Origin of the sequence: Massilia pinisoli (assembly GCF_024753285.1) — a bacterium.
In the GTDB taxonomy this organism is placed as follows: domain Bacteria; phylum Pseudomonadota; class Gammaproteobacteria; order Burkholderiales; family Burkholderiaceae_D; genus Telluria; species Telluria pinisoli.
The window spans coordinates 285,802-303,909 of record NZ_JANUGW010000005.1; the positions used below are offsets into that span (position 1 = coordinate 285,802).

Annotated in this window: 16 protein-coding genes; 7 read left to right on the forward strand and 9 right to left on the reverse strand. The window is 68.4% G+C overall.

Features of this window, described 5'->3' with window-relative positions; genetic code table 11:
- Window positions 1-104: 104 nt before the first annotated feature.
- From NX784_RS09490 to NX784_RS09500, 3 genes are all read left to right on the forward strand, one after another.
- Window positions 105-1,358, forward strand: a complete 1,254-nt coding sequence (locus NX784_RS09490) for a DUF2863 family protein (RefSeq protein ID WP_258816396.1) — start codon at window positions 105-107, stop codon at window positions 1,356-1,358.
- A gap of 145 nt (window positions 1,359-1,503) precedes the next feature.
- A complete protein-coding gene (locus NX784_RS09495) occupies window positions 1,504-2,388 on the forward strand; it encodes an alpha/beta hydrolase family protein (protein ID WP_258816397.1) in 885 nt (294 codons plus the stop codon).
- Window positions 2,385-2,834, forward strand: coding sequence for a MarR family winged helix-turn-helix transcriptional regulator (locus tag NX784_RS09500; RefSeq protein ID WP_258816398.1), 450 nt, complete (start codon window positions 2,385-2,387; stop codon window positions 2,832-2,834). The genes NX784_RS09495 and NX784_RS09500 overlap by 4 nt, the downstream gene beginning before the upstream one ends.
- Before the next feature lie 13 nt (window positions 2,835-2,847).
- Here NX784_RS09500 and NX784_RS09505 read toward each other — a convergent pair whose 3' ends face one another.
- The 6 genes from NX784_RS09505 to NX784_RS09530 all read right to left on the reverse strand — a co-directional run bounded on the left by NX784_RS09505 (window position 2,848) and on the right by NX784_RS09530 (window position 9,346).
- A complete protein-coding gene (locus NX784_RS09505) occupies window positions 2,848-4,920 on the reverse strand; it encodes a diguanylate cyclase (RefSeq protein ID WP_258816399.1) in 2,073 nt (690 codons plus the stop codon).
- Between the two features lie 110 nt (window positions 4,921-5,030).
- Complete coding sequence (locus tag NX784_RS09510) at window positions 5,031-6,740, reverse strand: FAD-dependent oxidoreductase (protein ID WP_258816400.1); 1,710 nt, start codon at window positions 6,738-6,740, stop codon at window positions 5,031-5,033.
- A 93-nt stretch (window positions 6,741-6,833) separates the two neighbouring features.
- Window positions 6,834-7,310: a CYTH domain-containing protein gene (locus NX784_RS09515; RefSeq protein WP_258816401.1), complete on the reverse strand. Its 477-nt coding sequence runs from the start codon at window positions 7,308-7,310 to the stop codon at window positions 6,834-6,836.
- Between the two features lie 12 nt (window positions 7,311-7,322).
- Window positions 7,323-8,447: a M14 family metallopeptidase gene (locus NX784_RS09520; protein WP_258816402.1), complete on the reverse strand. Its 1,125-nt coding sequence runs from the start codon at window positions 8,445-8,447 to the stop codon at window positions 7,323-7,325.
- Between the two features lie 102 nt (window positions 8,448-8,549).
- Window positions 8,550-8,951 carry a hypothetical protein gene (locus NX784_RS09525; RefSeq protein ID WP_258816403.1) on the reverse strand — a complete coding sequence of 134 codons (402 nt, stop codon included), beginning with the start codon at window positions 8,949-8,951 and terminating at the stop codon, window positions 8,550-8,552.
- A 155-nt stretch (window positions 8,952-9,106) separates the two neighbouring features.
- Entirely contained in the window at window positions 9,107-9,346 is a 240-nt protein-coding gene (locus tag NX784_RS09530; RefSeq protein ID WP_166861557.1) for a KGG domain-containing protein, read from the reverse strand.
- Between the two features lie 303 nt (window positions 9,347-9,649).
- Between NX784_RS09530 and NX784_RS09535 the strand changes: the two genes are divergently transcribed.
- The gene (locus tag NX784_RS09535) at window positions 9,650-10,603 is read left to right on the forward strand and encodes a hypothetical protein (protein ID WP_258816404.1); all 954 of its coding nucleotides are present in this window, start codon (window positions 9,650-9,652) and stop codon (window positions 10,601-10,603) included.
- Between the two features lie 152 nt (window positions 10,604-10,755).
- Window positions 10,756-11,853 carry a glycosyltransferase family 9 protein gene (locus NX784_RS09540; RefSeq protein WP_258816405.1) on the forward strand — a complete coding sequence of 366 codons (1,098 nt, stop codon included), beginning with the start codon at window positions 10,756-10,758 and terminating at the stop codon, window positions 11,851-11,853.
- Between the two features lie 105 nt (window positions 11,854-11,958).
- On the opposite strand, the gene NX784_RS09545 is transcribed toward NX784_RS09540, so the two are convergent.
- Window positions 11,959-12,171: a class II holin family protein gene (locus NX784_RS09545; RefSeq protein ID WP_258816406.1), complete on the reverse strand. Its 213-nt coding sequence runs from the start codon at window positions 12,169-12,171 to the stop codon at window positions 11,959-11,961.
- A gap of 130 nt (window positions 12,172-12,301) precedes the next feature.
- Between NX784_RS09545 and NX784_RS09550 the strand changes: the two genes are divergently transcribed.
- Entirely contained in the window at window positions 12,302-13,012 is a 711-nt protein-coding gene (locus NX784_RS09550) for a S24 family peptidase (protein WP_258816407.1), read from the forward strand.
- A complete protein-coding gene (locus tag NX784_RS09555) occupies window positions 13,009-13,308 on the forward strand; it encodes a hypothetical protein (protein WP_258816408.1) in 300 nt (99 codons plus the stop codon). Before NX784_RS09550 ends, NX784_RS09555 begins: the two co-directional genes overlap by 4 nt.
- 19 nt (window positions 13,309-13,327) lie before the next feature.
- On the opposite strand, the gene NX784_RS09560 is transcribed toward NX784_RS09555, so the two are convergent.
- Together NX784_RS09560 and ppc are read right to left on the reverse strand one after the other, a co-directional pair.
- Window positions 13,328-14,980 (reverse strand): methyl-accepting chemotaxis protein, encoded by a 1,653-nt coding sequence (locus NX784_RS09560; protein ID WP_258816409.1) that lies wholly within the window; start codon window positions 14,978-14,980, stop codon window positions 13,328-13,330.
- 186 nt (window positions 14,981-15,166) lie between these two features.
- Window positions 15,167-17,914 carry a phosphoenolpyruvate carboxylase gene (gene ppc / locus NX784_RS09565; protein WP_258816410.1) on the reverse strand — a complete coding sequence of 916 codons (2,748 nt, stop codon included), beginning with the start codon at window positions 17,912-17,914 and terminating at the stop codon, window positions 15,167-15,169.
- Between the last annotated feature and the right edge of the window lie 194 nt (window positions 17,915-18,108).

The window sequence follows — 18,108 nt, forward strand, 5'->3', positions numbered from 1 at the left end:
GGGGTGTGGCCGAATCAACTACAATAACGGGGATAAGGGTTTATCATGACCCACAGCCCGAACCCAGAACACGATCACCCTTACCGTAAAGACTCCCCAAGCGTATGCGTCGCCCTTCCAAAGACTCACCCAAACTTTCGGCAGAAAGCCAGCGTCTCATCAGCATCAGCAGCGCCATCGTGCAGGCCGCCAGCCGCGTTGAAGAACGGACGTGGGAACGCAACCTCGACGCCCAGCTGCAGAAGCTGCTGAAGACGAACCACCAGGACACCATCGACGCCGCCCTCAACGTCCTGTTCAAGGGCGACCTCGCGGTGTACGACGTGCTGATGGATGGCGTCGAGGCGATCAGCGAGTCGTCGACGATGACGGAACAGGCCGCCGACGGCGCCGAAACCACGTGGCAGACCCTGCTCGTCGCGGCGCCCATCCTCGCCTGGACCCGCTTCTCGATCGCGTCCGGCACGATCCCCGGCGACATCCTGAACACGCTGACGGCACATTTCGGCGCCCACCTGCTGGCCGACAACACCAAGGTCGCGATCGCGCCGACCTTGTACTCGATCGACCAGCTGCCGCGCACCCACGCCGAGACCTATGCGCTGACGCACAAGCTCGCGCAGTCCGCGCACAAGGGCGCGACGGTGAAGCCGGCCGCGCCCGGCCCGGACACGTCGCAATTCCTGGCCGACACGCGCTACCTGCTCGTCGCGGTCGTCGCCCCCGTGGGCGCCCCACTGTTCCGCTGGCAGGAGCCGCAGCACCACATCAACTTCGAAGCGGAGCGCGAGAATGCGCTCGAGCAATGGCGCGCCCAGGCCGGCCCGAACGTCGCGCGCCTGCTGCCGGGCTGCGGCGTCGAGCTGCTGCTGCCGGAAGCGTATTACGTGGCGTGCCGCGAGGCCGACAAGCTGATCCGTCCGGTGTCGATCCGCGCCGCCGTCCACTACCTGACGAACACGCTGGGCGTGGAACCGAACGACCTGCGCGCCGTCGTCGCGGGCTTCGGCGACGAGATCAACGACAGCCAGGTCGACGAATACCGCGTCGGCTTCACCTTGCGCCAGTCGCCCGACGTCGTGTACGGCATCGTCTGGCCCCTGTACGGCCAGGAAGACGAGGAAGGCACGCCGATGGAAGGCCCGGCCGGCGGCGGCGACCGTCCGCTCGCGCCGCTGGACGAGATCGTCAAGCACCTGAACGACGTCGGCATCACGCACGTCAAGCGCATCGGCGAGCGCTATGTCGCCGAATACTGCGACGACTGCGGCGCCCCGCTGTTCGCCGACCCGACCGGCGAACTCGTGCACGCCGAAATGCCGGAAGACACGCCGGCGGGGAACGAGCACTTCCACTGACGCGCGCATTGCCCGCCCACGAAACCCGGCCATGCGCCGGGTTTTGTTTTGGCCGCCAAGTCGACGCAGGACTCTAATTTTCTTCATTGACGCCCCCCGCTCCGGTCGCTAAATTGGTTAACACGTTAACTAAATCGCCGCCACCATGGAACCCGTCACCATTCTCCTGCCCGACAAGGGCACGATAGGCGCCACGCTGTGGCAAGCCGCCGATCCGCGCGCGGTCGTGCTGGTGCACCCGGCCACCGCCGTCACGCAGCGCTACTACGAAGCGTTCGCGCGCTATCTGCACGGCCTCGGGATGACCGTGCTGACGTACGACTACCGCGGCACGGGCCGCTCGCGTCCGGCCGACCTGCGCCAGTGCACGGTGACGATGGCCGAGTGGATCGAGGACGACAACACGGCCGTCACGCGCTGGGCCGCGGCCCGCTTTCCCGGTCTGCCGCTGCTCGCCGTCGGGCACAGCGTGGGCGGGCATGCGATCGCGCTGTCGTCGTGCAGCGAGGCGCTGACGGCGGCCGTGCTCGTGGCGTCGCATGCGGGTGTCACGCGCACCGTGCGTGGCGCCGCCGAGCGCCTGCGCGTGTGGTGTGTGATGCGCGTGCTGGCCCCGATCATGTGCGCCGCGTTCGGCTATATGCCGGGCCGCCGCATCGGCCTCGGCGAAGACCTGCCCCGCACCGTGATGCTGCAATGGAGCCGCTGGACGACGCTGCCCGGCTACTTCCTCGACGACCCCGCGATGGACGCGTGGCGCCGCATGGCGCGCGTCCAGCTGCCGGTGCTCGTGCTCGGCTTCGCCGACGACCCGTGGGCGAATCCGGACGCGATGGACATCCTGCTGCGACCCTTGGTCAATGCCCGCGTGGACCGGCGCCACCTCGTGCCGCGCGACGCGGGCCTGGCCGCGATCGGCCACATGGGATTCTTCCGCAAGCAGTGCGCCGACCGCGTGTGGCCGCAAGTGGCAGACTGGCTGCTCGCGCAGTGCGCGCGGGCGCCGGTGCGCACGGGCAGCGAGGCATGACGGCCGGGAAGAAGCCGCCGCGCTTCGTCTTCCTGTTGAACCGCGCGCAGAAGATTCTGCAGCGCTGGATCGAGACGCGCCCGCAGGCATGGGACGGCATCAGCTCGGCGCAGGCGGGCCTGCTGTTCCTGCTCGCGTCGCGCGACGGCCCCGCCACCGTCGGCGAGCTCGCGCAGGGCCTGCAGGTGGCACCGGCCGCCGTCACGAACCTCACCAAGCGGATGCAGGCGGCGGAGCTGATCGAGCGGGTCGGCGACGAGGCCGACGGCCGCGTCACGCGCGTGCGCCTCACGCCACACGGGCAGGACGCCGCGCGTCAGGCCGGCGCCGTGCTGAAGGGATTGAACGCCCGGCTGACGGCCGGGTTCACGGCGGACGAACTGGACATCGTCGCGCGCTGGCTGATGCAGGTCGCGGCGCTCGAGGACGACCTGCCGCGCGATTGACGCGCCGCCAGGCCTACGCCGGCAGCGGCACGTCCGCGTCGCCGGCATCGCCCCGCACGGCCGCCAGGTCGACCCAGCCCGCGCGCCATGCCTGCTCCAGGTTCCGCTCGATCGCATCCAGCGACGCGGCAACGACGGCGGGGAAGCCGCGCACGCCGTACGCGCAATTGCGGCCGTGCGACTTGGCCAGGTACAGGGCCATGTCCGCCAGGTTGACGACCTGTTCCCACGTCAGCGCCGCGGTGCCGAACGCCAGCGGCAACGGCGCGTAACCGACCGACACGCTCACCGGGACGGATCCGTGCCGGTACTCGATCGGCTCCGCCGACACGCCGCGCATGATGCGCAGCGCCACCTCCTCCAGTTCGCCGGGAACGACGGCGGGCACGAACGCGAGGAATTCCTCGCCGCCCCAGCGCACGATCAGGTCGGTGTCGCGCAGTGCCACGCGCAGGCGCTGGGCGACCGTCGTCAGCACGGTGTCGCCGGCGGCATGGCCCAGCGAGTCGTTGATGGCCTTGAAATGGTCGACGTCCAGCAGGAACAGCGCGCCCGCGGCCGCGTCGCCGCCCGTGCGCCGCTCGTGGGCGGCCCGCGCCATGACGTCCTGGAAGTGGCGGCGGTTGTACAGCAGCGTGAGCGGATCGAGCGCGCCTTGCCGTTTCAGTTGCACGTTCTTTTCTTCCAGCTCGGCGTTCGCGCGCCGGACCTTCCGGTACAGCATGCCGACGATGACCGCCGCCAGCGCGAACGCGCCGGCCAGCAGCCACCACACGCGCTGCTGCAGGCGGCGGTTGTCCAGCTCCGCTTTCGCGGCCCGGTTCTCCTGGCGCAGCGCGTCGATGCGGCGCTGCTTCTTCTCGGCCTCGTACTTCTGCTGCAGTTCCAGCACGGCCTTCTGGCGCTCTTCGGCGAAGATCTCGCTGGAGATGCTGCGCTCGCGATTGTAGGCGTCGACGGCGCCCTTGTAGTCGCCGGCGTGTTCCAGCGCGCGCCCGTACTCGCGCAGCACCCCGAGCAGTTCCGGCTTGTCGCCCTGTTTTTCATACGTGCCGAGGCCCGCCTCGAACTGGCGCTTGCCTTCGGCCAGCTGGCCGAGCCCCAGCAGCGCCTGGCCCAGGTTGACGCGCGCGGTGGCGACGTCGTTGTTGCTCCTGGCGTCGATGGCCGCATCCAGCGCCTGCGCGGCATAGGTCTGCGCGGCGCGGAAGCGGCCCTCCTTCAGGTAGCAGTCCGAGAGGTTGACGAGCGTCGTCACGGCCATCTGGCGGGCGCCGATGCCGCGCTCCAGGCCGAGCTCCTCGAACAGCGCACGACGCCCCCGCTCGAACGCCTTCTGCTCGACGGCCAGCGCGTATTCGTCGCCCAGCGCCGCCGCGACGTACCCCGGCGACGCCATCTTCCTGGCCACCGCCAGCGATTCCTGCTGCGCCTCGGCGGCTTTGTCGAGATCTCCCATGTTCAGGTACAGCAGCACGAGCGCGTGCAGGGCGCCGGCCAGCGGGGCAGCGTCCGTCGTGACCTGGCGCGCCAGGTCGACGGCGGCGTGGAACTTCGCCAGCGCCGCCGGATAATCGCCCTGCTCCTCGAACGACTGGCCGGCGGCGACGATCGCCAGCACCTTCGTCGGCACGTCGGTGGTGAGCCCGGCGACGCGCTCCGCCTCGAACGCCGTCGCGTGCGAACCCGCGAGGTCTTCGCGCACGTACAGCGCGTTGGCGCGGGCGACGAGGCCCTTGGCGAGCGCCACATTGTCGTTGTTGCGGCGGCCGAAGCTGATCAGCTGGTCCGCGAGGTCCAGCGCATGCGTCAAGTCGCCGATGCCCCGTTCGGCCGTGCTGTAGTAATACAGGAAGTCCGTGCGCAGCGGCGCCGGCGCGCCGGCCATTTGCCATTCCATGGTGCGCAGCCGGCTCGACGCCACGTCCGGCACGAACTTGGCCATCCTGCCCACCTCGCGCAGGCGGGTCGCCTGCGCCTCGTCGGCACGGGCCGGCAAGGGGCACAGCAACAGGACGACGGCGCAGCCGCGCAGGATCGTGGCGCGGCTGCGCGTGCTGGATGGTGACGGTACGGGAAATGCCATTGCTCTCCTCGGGCCAGGCCGGGCGGCGTACGGCCGCGTGCGCGCCATTATGCCCGCTGTCGTCTAGAAGGTTCAACCGAACGGTCGTACCTTCCGCACAACGGCCGCTGTCAGCGCTCGGCGAGTGTGGCCAGATAGCCGTGGATCTGCGCCACCGCGGCCGCCCCCTCGCCCGCCGCGGCGGCCACGCGCTTCGTCGATCCGGCGCGCAGGTCGCCCACGGCGAACACGCCGTCGACGCTCGTCTCCAAGGTGCGCGCGCCGTGTTCGGCGCGCGTGTCGGCACCGGTCAGCACGAAGCCCTTGTCGTCCAGCTCCACGCCGCACTCGTGCAGCCAGTCGCTGTTCGGGTCGGCGCCGATGAACAGGAACAGCCGGCGCACGGCGAACGCGCGTTCGTCGCCGCCGTCGCGGCTGCGGCAGCGCACGCCCGTCAGGCCGTCGTCGTCGCCGTCCAGGCCGACGATTTCGCGGCGCACGTGCAGGTGGATGTTGGGCGTCGCCGCGATGCGCTCGATCAGGTAGCTCGACATCGTCGCTTCCAGGCCAGGCCCACGCACGAGCATATGCACTTCCGATGCGTGTGCCGCGAGGAAGACGGCCGCCTGGCCGGCCGAATTGCCGCCGCCGACCAGCACGACGGGCTCGTTGCGGCACAGCCGCGCCTCGACGGGCGACGCCCAGTAGTACACGCCGCGCCCTTCGTAGCGGCCGATGTCGGGCAGGTCCGGCTTGCGGTAGCGTGCGCCCGCCGCCAGCACGACCGTACGCGCCTGCAGGCAGGTGCCGTCGTCGAGTTCCACCTTCAGCGGGCGCTCGTCGCACAGCAGGCGCATGGCTTGCGCGGGAATCGCGACCTCGGCGCCGAACTTCAGTGCCTGCACGTACGAGCGGCCGGCCAGCGCGCGGCCTGAGATCCCCGTCGGGAAGCCGAGGAAGTTCTCGATGCGCGCGCTCGCGCCCGCCTGGCCGCCGTATGCGCGCTGGTCCAGCACCATCACGCGCAGACCTTCGGACGCGGCGTACACCGCGGTCGCCAGGCCGGACGGGCCCGCGCCCACGACCAGGACGTCGAACACGGTGCCGCGCTCGATGCGGGGCAATGTCCCCAGGCAGCGGCCCACTTCGGCCAGGCTCGGGTTCTTCATCACGAAGCCGTCCGGCAGCGCCACGAGCGGCCAGTCGGACTCGTTGCGCCAGTGCTCGCGCACGAGCTGGGCCGCTTCCGGGTCCGTCTCCGGATCGCGCCGCGTGTACGGGTAGGCGTTCCGCGACAGGAAATTCTCGATCTGGAACAGGCCCGCATGCGCGGCGGGCCCGATGAGGATGGGGCCACCCGGCTTATTGCTGATCAGTTGCACCCGGCGGAGGATGAACGCGCGCATCAGGCGCTCGCCCAGCTCGGCCTCGGCCACGATGACGGCACGCAGGCACTCGGCGTCGAGCACGAGCGCCTCGAGGTCGCCCACGGCGACACCGTCGGCCAGCGGCGGCCGGCCCGACAGCTGCGCGACTTCGCCGGCGAACTGGCCGGGCCCGTATTCCACGACCTCGACCCGCTTGCCGAGTGCATCGGTCCGGCTGCACGACAGGCGTCCGGCCAGCACGACGACCATGCCGGGCGAATCGACGCACGCGCGGAACACGGTGGCGCCGTCCGCCCAGTGGCGGCACGTGCCGAAGCGGCGCAGGCGCTGGATGTCGTCGGCGCTCAGCACGGGATAGATCTGGTGGGCGCGCGTCGCGAGGTCGACGGCGGCGCGTGCCTCGCCATCGGGGATGAGGCTTTCGGGGATCAGCTCGGGAACGTGTTCGGACATGGTCGGCCGCCTCGTGGTTTGCTGCGTGGTTGGGATCGATACCACCGCATCCTAGCGCAATTCGCGCGCCGTGTGGCCTGGCCTAAGGTCGGGTCAGGTCTTGTCGGGCCACTGCGAATACGGCTGCCGGATCAGGCTGGAATTGTAGTAGCGCTTGTCGCCCGTGACTTCGACGCCGATCCAGTCCGGCTTCTCGAACGCCTCGTCCTCCGCGCCCAGCTCGATCTCGGCCACGACGAGCCCCGCGTTCAGGCCGAGGAATTCGTCGACTTCCCACGTGTGGCCCGCGTGCTCGATGCGGTGGCGGATTTTTTCGACCTGCGGCTGTTCGCACAGGCCGTCCAGCAGTTCGGTCGCATCAAAGACGGGAATGTCGTACTCCCACTCGCCGCGCGAGGCGCCGGTTGTCTTGCCCTTGATGGTGATGACGGCGCGCCCGCCCTCGATGCGCACGCGCACGGTGCGCACGGGGTCGGCCACGAGATAGCCCTGGCGCATGCGCGTCGCAATGCCCTGCCCGCGCCAGCCTTCATTGGCCAGCAAGAACTTGCGTTCGATCTCGACGCCCATGTGCGCTCCCGGTCAGTCGTCCAGCGATTGCAGGATCGGTTGCAGCATGGCGGCGCCGAGCGCGCTGCTGCGGGCGCCGTTCCAGCCGACGTACGGGTCGGGCAGGTTGGCGTTGTCCTTGAACGGCATCTCCAGCGTGAGCGACAGGCACTTGAACGTGTGGCCGATGTATTTCGAGGCCAGCGTGAGCAATTCCTCGTTGTACTTGCTGGCGGCGTAGCCGTACACGTTCTGGAAGTCGGGACTGGACGCCATGTAGCGCTCGATGAACGCGTTCTGGGCGGCCAGGCGCTCCGGCGTGAAGTCGGCCAGCATCTCGCTGCCCGCCACGAAGTTGTACGGCAACGCCTCGTCGCCGTGGATGTCGAAGAACATGTCGACGCCCGTCTCGTGGATCTTGTTCTTCACGCACAGCACTTCCGGGCTGCGTTCCAGCGATGGCGTCATCCATTCGCGGTTCAGGTTCGCACCCGCCGCGTTCGTGCGCAGGTTGCCGCGCACGGAACCGTCCGGGTTCATGTTCGGCACGATGTAGAACACGGCGCGCTGCAGGAGCTTGCGCGCGACCGGGTTCGAATTGTCGAGCAGCGCATCCATCATGCCTTCGACGAACCACTCGGCCATCGTCTCGCCCGGATGCTGGCGCGCGATCACCCAGATCTTTTTCTCGGCCTGCGGATTGCCGATCACGACGAGGTTCATGTCGCGCCCGTCGACGGTCGTGCCGATGTCGTGCACGCGCGCCACCGGGTTTTCCGCCACCTCGCCGAGCAGGCGCAGGTGGCGTTCCCACGTGTAGGGCTCGAAATAGGCGTAGTAGATGCTGTCGAGTTCAGGCGTGTGGTTGACGGTCATGACCTGGCCGTCGAACGACGTCGGCACGCGGAACCAGTTCTCCGTGTCGTAGCTGGCCGCCACCTGATAGCCCTCGAAGCCCTTCGGATACGTCGCCTGGCCCGCGTTCAGGAACCGGATCGTGCACGCCTTGCCGCGCGCGCCCTGCAGGCGGAAGTGGAACCACTGGTGGATGTCGGCGTGCGAATCCTTGCGCAGCTTCAGATCGATCTGGCGCGGGTCGGTGGCCTGGACGACGTCGATCGCACCGGAATCGAAAAGCTGGCTGATCTTGATGGGCATGGGGCGGTTTCCTGGAAAAACGGTCGAAAAAGGAATGATAGCCGAGCCCACGCCCGCCGGCCATGTCCGGCGCGGCGGGGCCGTGCGGACCGGCGCTGCCGCTTACGCGTCGAGGTCGATCAAGTCCTTGCTGTAGGCCAGCATGATCTGGCGCATCAGCTCGACGTTGCTGCGGTCGAGGACGACCGTGAGGTCGGGTTTGCGGTCGAGGTTGTACGTCATGCTGATCTTGCCGGGCAAGACCTTGCACTGCACCGTGAAGGCGCGCGGGATGTTCGGATGGTCCCAGTCCCACTGGGTGATCTCCGGGCCCGGGGGCGGCGGCTGCAGGGCGGGGTCCTGGTTGACCGGCAGGTGTTTCAGGAGCCAGAACACGACCGACGCCGGCACGAAGATGGCGACGTCGCTCGCCCCGTGCGCAGAGAACTTGGTCAGCAGGAGGTTGCCGACCCGGTCGCACGACATGGACATGCTCTTGACTTGACGGATGACCGCTGATTTCACGACGAATTCCTATGGGCAGAGTGGTTGAAAGCCCGGGGATTCTATCGCATTCCTTTTTCGTGGTGTGTTAAAGAAATGCAAAACGGGGAGTCTGCGCTCCCCGTGTGGAATCGAAGGCAGAGGGACGGCGCCGCTACCGTCCCGTCTGCACGGCATTACTGCTTATTGCCTTTGGACGAGCTGCGCGACGAACCCGATGCCGACTGGCGGTTGCCGTGGCTCATGCTGCCGGCGCGGCGTGCCTCTTCCGAGGTGAACTCGTGGGCGGTGCCCTTCTGGTGGGCAGCCTTGCCACCTTCACTGGCGATCTGGCGCTGGCGCTCCGGATCCATCGATGCGAAACCGCGGTTTTTCGTGCCGCTGCTCTGTTTGTTGCCTTGATTGCTGGATGCCATGGTTCTCTCCTCGTTACAGTTGAAACCGCCGCGTCCTGCGGCAGGCCGGCCGATGCCATCGATGCACCGATGAGCGCTCGGTCGGAAGACATGTTAGGCACCGATATTGGATGAGACTATAGGACCATTTCAGATGACTTTGTAGGACAACATGAGACAGAAAATGCAATATTGAAATTCTACTTCCGGTTGTAAATAACTCTTCGGTATTCGTCCTACATATACCCGGTGCGTCTTCCTATACTGAAGTTTGCACCGGACGCGCATCATGTCAATGTTGTTCCAGATCGAAAGGAGACGACCATGGACGCGAATCAACGCAGCGAAGCGAATAACCAGACGAACAACGGCGCCAACGAAAAATGGACGCCGGGGTCCGAGGGCGCCAGCGCCGACCACGGCCAGCCGCTCGACCACACCTACCCGCGCGGCCTGGGCGTACAGCAGGGCAACCAGCAGCGCGACATGATGGGCACCCAGCAGAGCGGTGCCGGCGCCCACCCGACGGGCGACGATGCCGGCATCCCGGGCGGCTCGATGGACACGCAGATCAACGGCGGCTCCGGCGCCGTGCAGGGCATCACGGACAGCCACCAGCGCCAGATGGAGCAGAAATCGGGTGCCTACGGCTTGCTGGAACAAGCCGTCGGCCACCGTCCAAAGGACTCGGGCGTCGACCTGGTCCACGAGCGCGACATGCACCGCGACGTCGTGCGCGGCAATATGGCGTCGCAAAACCCGGCGCAACCCGATCTGCAGGGCGGCTCGCTCTCCGATTCACGCGGCAACCTGCAAGGGTCCGCTCAGACGTACGGCGGCGGCATGCACGGCCCGCGCAGCGAACTGCCGTCCCAGCCGCCGGGCGGCTCGATGGGGAACCGCCAGTCGGGCGCGTCGTCGACGCAGGGCGGCGGCATGCCGGGACCGGGCGCCGCCGGCGGCCGCGAAGCGCAGCGCGGCAACACGCAGCTGGAAGTGACGGGCTCGCGCTCGATGTCCAACCAGAATTCGGACGTCGGCGGCGTGCACCAGTCGAACGACGTGGCGGGCGGCCTGCCCCGCTCGCCGGGCAACACGGGCGCGGACAGCACCGACCGCCAGGGCTCGCAGACGGGTTCCACCGCATCGGCCGGCGGCCCGTCCGTGCACAAGTCGAACGATGCCGCCGGCGGCTACCCGCGCAGCCCCGGCTTCGCCAACAAGCTGCACGGCGACGACAACATGGACGACGACACGGGCTTCAAGAGCAAGCCCTGAGTCCCCGCGCCGGCCCGGACGCGGCCGGCGCTTCCCCGCTTCTTGATCCACATCCAAGTGCCGGCCGAGGTCCGGAACCCGGCCATTCCTTGCGCGGTCGAACCGTCACATTGCCATCCGTTGCAATGCACGGGCAACCACTGAGGACGACCATGACCGCGCCTTGGCACCACGCGCGACGCATCCTGTGCGTGCGTCTCGACTCGCTCGGCGGCGTACTGATGAGCACGCCAGCCATGCGCGCGCTGCGCGAGGCCGTGCCGGGACGCGCGCTCACGCTGCTGGCCGGCCCGTCCGGCGCGGCCGCGCAACCGTTCATTCCGGAACTGGACGATGCGATCCCGTGGACAGCGCCCTGGGCGCCGGCAGCCAACGTCGCCGACGAACGGCCGCACACGACGAGCCAGGCACCGCTGCGCACGCTGGCCGAGCGCGGCTTCGACGCCGCCGTCATCTTCACGTCGTACACGCAGAGCGCGCTGCCGGCCGCGCTGCTGTGCCACCTGGCCGGCATCCCGCTGCAGCTGGCACATTGCCGCGACAATCCGCACGACCTGCTGACCGACTGGATTCCCGATCCCGAACCGGCCACGCTCGTGCGTCACGAAGTCCAGAGACAGCTCGCCCTCGTGCAGCGGATCGGGTGCCGCGGGGGCGCCGCTGGACTGTCATTCGTGCCCCGTACAAGCGACACCGCGGCAGTGGCGGAACGGCTGCGTGCGGCCGGCGTCGATCCCGCGCGGCCGTGGATCCTGCTGCATCCCGGTGCCGGTGCCGCGTCGCGCCGCTATCCGGCCGGGCATTGGGCGCAGGCACTACGCCTGCTCGCGGACGATCCGCGCGTGCCGCTCGTCCTGACGGGCGGCGCGGCGGATGCGGAGCTGGTCGACGAGGTCCTGCATCATGCCGCCGTGCCTATCATATCGCTCGCGGGGCGATTGTCGCTGGGCGAACTGGGCGCGGCGCTGAAACTGGCGGCCGCCGTCGGCACGCCCGTCGTCGACCTGTATGCACTGACGCATCCACAGCACACGCCGTGGCACGTGCGCAGCCGCGTTCTATTCCACGACGTGCCATGCGGCTTCTGCTACCGCGGCACGTGTCCCCAAGGCCACCACGCCTGCCTCGACGGCGTCGCACCGGAGCGCGTCGCGGATGCCGTGCGCGAGCTGCTCGATAGCGTGCCGGTGCCGGGGACGGCAGCGGCGTGCGTGTCGTCCGGCGCATCGGACGAGTCCGTGGTCATTTGACGGGCGTCGCGACGCTGCCGCACCGCATGCGCCGCAGCGGCCACGGTCGCGTGCGCGCATGCGCGCGGCCGCGCGCCGCGCCTGTGTGCGCCCCGCCGCACGCGTTCACGCCTGCCGCTCCAACTGCGCGAGCCGCGCCTCGCATTCCCGCTGCTCGCGCCGGTCGCGGCGGTACGTGTAGAAGGTGTTGGTCAGGCAGGTCAGCACGGCAGTCGCGATACCGACCGCCGTGCCGACGTCCGCCAGGGTCAACGACGCGCCGATCGACGCCATGCCGGCGACGTAGCTCACCACGCCGAAAATGTTTGGTCTGCTCATAGCTGTTCTCCCCCGTCCACGATTTTTTCCGTCTCCCCTTCACAAGGGCCGTTCCGTCGCGTAAAGTATAGAACTCTAAACTGATCAACGTCAAGAACGCTAAACTTCAATCGAGTTTAGGACGCTAAACATGAACCTCTTATCCGACCGCCTCGACTACGTCCACCGCACCTTGCCGCAGCTGGAAGGCGAGCGGGGCCAGACCGGCCTCGTGAAGGCTTCGGGTGCTTCGAAAAGCGTGGTGAACCAGTGGCTGACGGGGAAGATCAAGTCGATGGACATCCGCTACGCGCTGAACCTCGAACGCGAGCTCGGCATTTCGCACATCTGGTTGATGACGGGCGACGGCGATCCGCGCCAGGCCCCGCTGCACCACGTGAAGGATGGGCTGGCCATCCGCGCGGCTGAGAACGACGATGCCGAATTCGTCCAGATCCGCATGGTCAAGCTGCGCTTGTCGGCCGGGATCACGGGCTTCCAGGCGGAGCCCGAGCGGCGCGACGGCGGCACGCTCGGCATGCGGCGCACGTGGATCGAGCGGCACAACTACCATCCCGACCACCTGATCGCCATCCTCGTCAAGGGCGAGAGCATGGAACCGTCGCTGTACGCGGGCGACATCGTCATCATCAACACGCTGGACACGAAGCTCGTCGACGGCGCCGTGTACGCCTTCAACTACGAGGGCGAAGCCGTCGTGAAGCGGCTGACGCGCGATGCCGGCAAGTGGTGGCTCACGTCGGACAATCCGGACCAGCGCAAGTACCATCGCAAGCTGTGCCAGACGAATGCCTGCCTCGTCATCGGCCGCGTCGTGCGCAAGGAAAGCGACCGCATATGAAGGTCGAGGTCGCCGTCGCCGAGCTGAAGGGCGTGCGCGTCGCGCTTGTGTTTCCGCCGCCGTCGTGGGTCGCGCCCGGCGTCGGCGACGTGCTGCTCGACCGGCTGCGCCCGTACTTTCCCGCGCTGCCCATCATGCTCGTCGCCGTGCACCGGCATGAGGTGCGCGCACATGCGGCGTTCCAGGCGCAGGCGCTCGTCGACAGCGAGGACCTGGAGGACCTGGCGCACCTGCCGCGCACGGTCATCGACCTCGACGTGCCGCCCGCGCCGCCGGAGCTGCCGCCGCCGTTCTAGCCGAGCAGCGCCTCCCGACTCAGAGCGCCTGCCACGCCTGCGCATCGGCCGGCGCGGCAACCGCGGTGCGCCGGCCCTGCGCGGGCAGCGCAGGCCGCGTGGCGACGGCGGCCCGCGCGCCATGCTCCTCCTTCAAGCGGAAATGGCCGATCGTGTCTGCAAGGGCCGCCGCCTGCTCGTCCAGTGCGCTCGCGGCCGCGGCCGCTTCTTCGACGAGGGCGGCGTTCTGCTGCGTCACCTGGTCGATGTCGGCCACGGCGCGGTGCATCTGGTCGATGCCGGCCGCCTGCTCGCGCGATGCCTCGGCAATGTCGTTGACGATGGACGTGACGTGCTGGACGCTGGTGACGATCTCGGCCATCGTCCGGCCGGCGCCCGTCACCTGCACCGTACCCGCCTCCACCCGCGCCAGCGACGACTCGATGAGGCTCTTGACGTCCTTGGCCGCGCTGGCCGACCGCTGCGCCAGGCCGCGAACCTCGCCCGCCACGACGGCGAAACCCCTGCCCTGTTCGCCGGCGCGGGCCGCCTCGACGGCCGCGTTCAGCGCGAGGATATTGGTCTGGAAGGCGATGCCGTCCATGATCGCGATGATGTCGGCGATCTGGCCGGCCACCGTGCGGATGTCGCCCATGGTCGCCACGACGCCGGACACGGCATCGTGTCCTTGCGTCGCGATGGCCGAAGCCTGCGACGCCATGCGGCTCGCCTCGAGCGCGCTGTCGGCATTGCGCTTGACGGTCGCCATCAGCTCTTCCATCGAGGACGCCGTCTGTTCCAGCGCCGTCGCCTGCTGCTCCGTGCGCGCCGACAGGTCGAGGTTGCCCGCGGCGATCTGGCTGGACGCCGTCGCGATCGCGTCGACGCCTTGCCGGGTCTTGTGGATGATGCGCAGCAGGCTGCCGTTCATGTCCTTCAGCGCGGTCAGCAGCTGTCCCGTCTCGTCGCGTCCGCCGGCCTCGACACTCCCCGTCAGGTCGCCCGCGGCCACGTCGCGCGCCACGGCGACGGCCCTGCCCAGCGGGACGGTGATGCTCGTCGTGATGAAATAACTGAGCACGGCCGCGGCCAGCACGGCCACCGCGGCCAAGCCCAAAAGCGCCGTCGTGCCGGACGCCACGGCCTCGCGTCCCAGCTCGAGCTGCGTGCGGGCAATGTCGCGCTGCAGGTCGACAAGAGCCTGGTAGCGTTCCAGCAGGCGGTCCTGCCTGGGCAAGGTCTCGCCCAGCATCGTGCGCGTGGCGTCGTCGCGCCGGCCGGACGTGATTGCCTGCGTGACCTTGTCCAGCGACGCCACGTACGCTTCGCGCTCGTCCTTGATGTGCGCCAGCAGGTCGAGGCCAGCCTTCGATGCGACGAGCCGGTCGAGCGTGCGCAGGTAGTCCGCCACCTTCGCGCGGTTCGCGGCCATCTGGGCGAGGATGCGGTCGACATGGGCGGCATCGGCCGCGAGGAACAGTTCGTTGGCACCCTGCGCATTGGCGCGGGTCAGCGCGCTCACGGTGAGCGCCGCCTCGACCTTCGCCCACTCGACGTCCGCGATATGGCTTGTGATGCGGTCGAGGCTCTTCAACCGGGTGATACCGACCGCCGACAGGACGACCATCAAGGCGATGATCAGGCCGAAGGCCAGGTGAAGGCGGGTGGCGATGCGCAGGTGGGTGAATTTCATTGGGTCTCCGGACTCGATCGAACGACGCAGCGCCGCGCGCATGCCGCCTGATCTGTCCGGCAGGGACACGCGCCGCGCACCAACCGACATCATTTCTTGGATAGGACATCGATGGCTTGTGGGGCGTCAACGGGACGAAAAAACGGCCGGCGCGAAGGCCGGCCGTGTCGCCCGCTTGCGCGTCGCTCAGCCGCTGTTGCGCAGGCCCGCCGAGATGCCGTTGATCGACATGTGCAGCCCGTTGCGGGTCGCATCGTCGTCCACGCCGGCGCGGTAGCGGCGCAGCAGCTCCACCTGCAGGTGGTTCAGCGGGTCGATGTACGGCAGACGGTTGCGCAGCGAGCGCTGCATCTGCGGATTCCCGTCCAGCAGCTCGTCCTGCTCCATGATCTGCTTGAGGATGGCCACCGTGCGCGCATGCTCGGCGCTGATGCGGCCGAAGATGCGGTCGCGCAGCGACGCATCCGCCACCAGCGCCGCGTAGCGGCCGGCGATCGCGATGTCGCTCTTGGCCAGCACCATGTCCATGTTCGACAGCAGGGTCGTGAAGAACGGCCACTCCTTGTACATCATCCGCAGCAGCGCGAGGCGCTCCGCGGGCGCGTCCGCGATGAAGCGCTCCACGGCCGTGCCGAAGCCGTACCAGCCCGGCAGCATCAGGCGGCACTGGGCCCAGCTGAACACCCATGGAATCGCACGCAGGTCTTCGATCGAGCGCGACTTCTTGCGCGATGCCGGACGGCTGCCGATGTTCAGGCCCGCGATTTCCGAGATCACGGTCGACTCCCAGAAATAGGTCTCGAAGCCGTCCGTCTCGTACACGAGCGAGCGGTACGCGGCGAGCGCTTCCGTGGACAGGCGGTCCATGGCGGCCACCTGCGCCGCGTCCGGCTGCGGCTGGGCGTGCGAGAGCAGGGTCGCTTCCATCGTCGCCGCGACGAGCACCTCCAGGTTGCGCCGGCCGACGTCCGCGTTCGCGTATTTCGCCGTGATGACTTCGCCCTGCTCCGTCAGGCGGATGCGGCCCTGCACGGCGCCCGGCGGCTGCGCGAGGATCGCTTCGTAGCTCGGCCCGCCGCCGCGTCCGACGGAGCCGCCGCGGCCGTGGAACAGCTGCAGCTTGACGCCGTGGGCGCGGAACACGGCGATCAGTTCCAGCTCCGCCTTGTGCAGCTCCCAGCCCGACGTGACGTAGCCGCCGTCCTTGTTGCTGTCCGAGTAGCCCAGCATGACTTCCTGCAGGCGATCGCGCGACTGCAGCAGCCGCATGTAGAACGGCAGGCCGAACGCCGCGGCCATGATGGCGGGGCCGGCGCGCAGGTCGTCGATCGTCTCGAACAGCGGGATGATGTTGACGTCGACCGTGCCGAGCGTCGGATGCAGCAGGCCCGCTTCCTTCAGCAGCACGGCCACTTCCAGCAGGTCGGAAACGGAGGCCGCCTTCGAGATGATGTAGTTCGTGACGGCGTCGCGGCCGTACTTCACGTGCGCGTGCTTCGTCTCGCGCAGGATCGCGAGTTCGGACGCGGTCTCGTCGGAATAGGTCTCGAACGGCGACACGAGCAGGCGCGGCGACTGCAGTTCTTCCAGCAGCACGGTGCAGCGCTCGGCTTCGGCCAGCGCCAGGTAGTCGACGCCGGGGCGCGCCTGCGCCATCAGTTCCGCGATCACGCGCTCGTGCACATCGGAGTTCTGGCGCAGGTCGACGGGCGCCAGGTGGAAGCCGAACACCTTCACGGCGCGGCGCAGCAGGCGCAGGCGCCCGCGCGCCAATTGGCGGGCGCCGTGCGCGACGAGCGATTCATGAATGACGTCCAGGTCGGCCAGCAGGTCGGCCGCGCTGGCGTAGGCCGCCGCTTGCGGCTCGAGCGCGTCCGACACGAGCCACTCGCGCGTCGCCACGAGCCGTGCATGCATGCCGTGCAGCGCCTGGCGGTACGGCTCGTCCTGGTGGTGCGGCGAGTTGTCCGGCGCGCGCTCGGCGATGCGATGCAGCGCCTCGGTGCTGCCGCACAGCGACTGCGCCTGCGACAGCTGCGACGCCAGGGTGTGCACTTCGGGCAGGTAGAAATCCAGCGCGCGCGTGGCTTGCGCGCGGAGCGTCGCGCGCAGGATGTCGGCCGTGACGAACGGGTTGCCGTCGCGGTCGCCGCCGATCCAGCTGCCCACTTTCATGAACGACGGCAGCTCGGTGCCGGCCCACGCGGCGTCCTTTTGCGCCAGCGTGTCCTCGAGGGCGCAGTACAGGCGCGGCAGGCTCCTGAACATCGTGTAGTCGAAGAAGGACAGGCCGTTCTCGACTTCGTCCAGCACCGACAGCTTGGCGGGACGCAGCAGGCGCGTCTGCCACAACGTGAGGATCGCGCGCGCGAGCGCTTCGTCGTTGTCCTGCTCTTCGTCCGGCGTCAGCTGGGTGCGGTCACGCTCGCCGATCAGGCGCGCGATCGCCATCTGGCAATTGAGGACGCTCTTGCGCTGGACTTCCGTCGGGTGCGCCGTGAACACGGGGCTGACGTGAGCGTTGTCGAAGAACGCGGGCAGGTCGCCCATGCGGCCGGCGTCGAACACCCCGTCGACGGCATGCGCGATGCTGCCCTTCTTCGGCGCCGACCCCGCGGACAGGTGCGCGCGGCTGCGGCGGATGTGGTGCTGGTCTTCCGCGATGTTCGCCAGCAGCGAGAAATACGTGAAGGCGCGGATCAGCTGGGTGCGCTCGTCGGACGAGATGCCGGCCAGGATCGCCGCCAGTTCCTCGTGCGCGCTGCCGTCCTCGTCGCGGCGGAAACCGATGCTGCTTCTACGGATCGACTCGATGCGCTCGAACGCGCCGTCGCCCTCCTGGGCCCGGATGGTTTCGCCCAGCATGCGGCCCAGCTGGCGGATATCCCGTCCCAGCAACTCTTCCTTGAAGTTCCGTGCCTCTTCAACGCTCATTCAAACTCTCCAGATCAGTCGTCGCGGGGCGACGCAAAAATGTAAATAATTTACAGAACACGCACCTGCCGATCAGCGTTGGCGGGCAACTCCTTGTATATACCAGCCGATATAACTGGGCTTGGCATAGCGGGGAGTGCAATGTTATGAAATTTTACTACAAACATTGTCGAGTTCGGGGGAGAGGTTGAAAA

Bases quoted from the DNA above. Each gene is read 5' to 3' on its own strand.
- NX784_RS09545 (WP_258816406.1), bottom strand. From the start codon at position 12,171: ATGAGCAGACCAAACATTTTCGGCGTGGTGAGCTACGTCGCCGGCATG.
- NX784_RS09515 (WP_258816401.1), bottom strand. From the start codon at position 7,310: ATGGGCGTCGAGATCGAACGCAAGTTCTTGCTGGCCAATGAAGGCTGG.
- NX784_RS09520 (WP_258816402.1), bottom strand. From the start codon at position 8,447: ATGCCCATCAAGATCAGCCAGCTTTTCGATTCCGGTGCGATCGACGTC.
- NX784_RS09535 (WP_258816404.1), top strand. From the start codon at position 9,650: ATGGACGCGAATCAACGCAGCGAAGCGAATAACCAGACGAACAACGGC.
- NX784_RS09500 (WP_258816398.1), top strand. From the start codon at position 2,385: ATGACGGCCGGGAAGAAGCCGCCGCGCTTCGTCTTCCTGTTGAACCGC.
- NX784_RS09550 (WP_258816407.1), top strand. From the start codon at position 12,302: ATGAACCTCTTATCCGACCGCCTCGACTACGTCCACCGCACCTTGCCG.
- NX784_RS09495 (WP_258816397.1), top strand. From the start codon at position 1,504: ATGGAACCCGTCACCATTCTCCTGCCCGACAAGGGCACGATAGGCGCC.
- NX784_RS09540 (WP_258816405.1), top strand. From the start codon at position 10,756: ATGACCGCGCCTTGGCACCACGCGCGACGCATCCTGTGCGTGCGTCTC.
- NX784_RS09490 (WP_258816396.1), top strand. From the start codon at position 105: ATGCGTCGCCCTTCCAAAGACTCACCCAAACTTTCGGCAGAAAGCCAG.
- NX784_RS09530 (WP_166861557.1), bottom strand. From the start codon at position 9,346: ATGGCATCCAGCAATCAAGGCAACAAACAGAGCAGCGGCACGAAAAAC.
- NX784_RS09560 (WP_258816409.1), bottom strand. From the start codon at position 14,980: ATGAAATTCACCCACCTGCGCATCGCCACCCGCCTTCACCTGGCCTTC.
- NX784_RS09505 (WP_258816399.1), bottom strand. From the start codon at position 4,920: ATGGCATTTCCCGTACCGTCACCATCCAGCACGCGCAGCCGCGCCACG.
- NX784_RS09510 (WP_258816400.1), bottom strand. From the start codon at position 6,740: ATGTCCGAACACGTTCCCGAGCTGATCCCCGAAAGCCTCATCCCCGAT.
- NX784_RS09555 (WP_258816408.1), top strand. From the start codon at position 13,009: ATGAAGGTCGAGGTCGCCGTCGCCGAGCTGAAGGGCGTGCGCGTCGCG.
- ppc (WP_258816410.1), bottom strand. From the start codon at position 17,914: ATGAGCGTTGAAGAGGCACGGAACTTCAAGGAAGAGTTGCTGGGACGG.